Below are 1650 nucleotides of genomic sequence, written 5' to 3'. Positions count from 1 at the left end.
CACACACCCCCAAAACCCCACCAAACCGCCGTCGGACCTGCAGCCTGGCGCACGGGCAAGTCTGCAATCACGACACGTCATGTGAGGGAGTCGGGCATCCCAAAGTGTCGGTGCAACCCGTCGTCGAGGAATCGCAGAATGGATGCGATCCTGCGGCCATCCTGAGAAGGCTCAATGACCAGCAGTCCCCGCGCCCGCCCTTGCAGGTAACAGACGAACGCCGGCCTGCCGCCTGCAGTGACAGCGGCCAGCGCATAACTACCGCCGGGCCGTCCAGCCGCACTGGCACGCAGAAAGTTTCCGACGGCCTCACGCTCTACGTAGCATTCACTGGCCGGGGGCATAGCCAGCCAGCACTGATCGGTAAGGAGCTCCACGACTGCATCGACGTCGTCTCGAGAGAAGGCGTCCGCAAACTTACGGGCCAGGTCGCGGTGGCCTTCTCCCCTATCGACTGGCATTGGGGCAGGCCGGGCAGAGCGGGCGCGCTGCAGGAGACCCTTAGCTGCTGTCGGACCGATTGAAAGCATCTCCGCGGCTTCGCCAACGCCGAAGTCCAGCACATCGCAGAGCACCAACACCGCAGCTTGGCGCGGTGGCATTCGCTGAAGGGCCATCACAACGGCAAGCTCGATACTTTCACGGGCAACCACCTGCGTTGCAGGATCAAGCTCGTTGACCAAGACATCGGAGTAGGGCTGCAAATGCGGTTGGTCGAACCGAACAGAAGCGGTGGGCGGCTCGAAGGGCGGCAAAAGTGCGGGACGAGGACGGCGGCCTCGATCCCTTCGTGCATTAAGGGAACGGGTAGTTTCAATCCGGTAGAGCCAGGTCCTCAAGGATGATCGGCCGGCAAATCCGGGCAAGCCCTGCCAAGCGGCGAGCAGGACGTCCTGTAGTACATCGTCAGCATCATCAACAGAGCCTGTGATCCGGTAACAGTGCAGATGAAGTTCCCGGCGCAAGGGCGCAACCAGCGCGGCGAAGGCTTCTTTATCGCCGGACCGGGCTGCGTCCATCTCCGCTGACGTCACGGTTCAATCTTGGCACGTACCCAATCCTGCGTTCCGATTTGGCCGCTTGCGGTGTCTAAACAGAAGTAACCCTCTACGAAAGGAACAGCGCCATGTCCGAGTCTCAAGCTGCCGCCGTAAAGATTGCAGTGGCATACCACCAGGCCTGGACTGCCGGCACCCTGGACGCGGCAGTCACCCACATAGCCGAGGATGTCATTTGCTACGCACCCTCAGGCGTCATCGAAGGGAAAGCGGCGGTCCGGGCGTTCATGGAGCCCTTTGCCGCTTCGCTCACGCAATCCACACTCCTTGCCGCCTTCGGCACGGACGAAGAAGCACTGCTGATGTACAACACAGCCAATCGGGCAGTACCGAGCGCTCCTGGCGCTGAGCTCTATCGCGTCCAGAACGAACAGATTGTTGAGATTCACATCATCTTCGATCGCCTGCCTTTTGCCTTGGCACGTGGCGACGTCATTGGGGTGTGACACTGTGGTGTTTGGTTGTTAAATGCGGGGAGCCCCGACCGTGTGGTCGGGGCTCCCCGTTTTAATGGTTGTCCGGCGGTGTCCTACTCTCCCACACCCTCCCGGGTGCAGTACCATCGGCGCTGTGGGTCTTAGCTTCCGGGTTC

The 1650-nt window shown here is 61.2% G+C and carries 2 protein-coding genes; one reads left to right on the top strand and one right to left on the bottom strand.

All coding sequences use genetic code 11. From position 1 onward, the window contains the following. Positions 1-77: 77 nt before the first annotated feature. Positions 78-1034: an RNA polymerase subunit sigma-70 gene (locus CQ020_RS23945; protein WP_105694323.1), complete on the bottom strand. Its 957-nt coding sequence runs from the start codon at positions 1032-1034 to the stop codon at positions 78-80. A 92-nt stretch (positions 1035-1126) separates the two neighbouring features. Here CQ020_RS23945 and CQ020_RS23940 point away from each other — a divergent pair, with 92 nt between their 5' ends. Further along, positions 1127-1504 (top strand): nuclear transport factor 2 family protein, encoded by a 378-nt coding sequence (locus CQ020_RS23940; protein ID WP_105694322.1) that lies wholly within the window; start codon positions 1127-1129, stop codon positions 1502-1504. Positions 1505-1650 lie beyond the last annotated feature (146 nt).

This window comes from Arthrobacter sp. MYb23, from assembly GCF_002979775.1.
Classification (GTDB): Bacteria; Actinomycetota; Actinomycetes; order Actinomycetales; family Micrococcaceae; genus Arthrobacter.
Note: the sequence above shows the minus strand (reverse complement) of the source record. Positions and strands in the feature narration are given on the sequence as shown.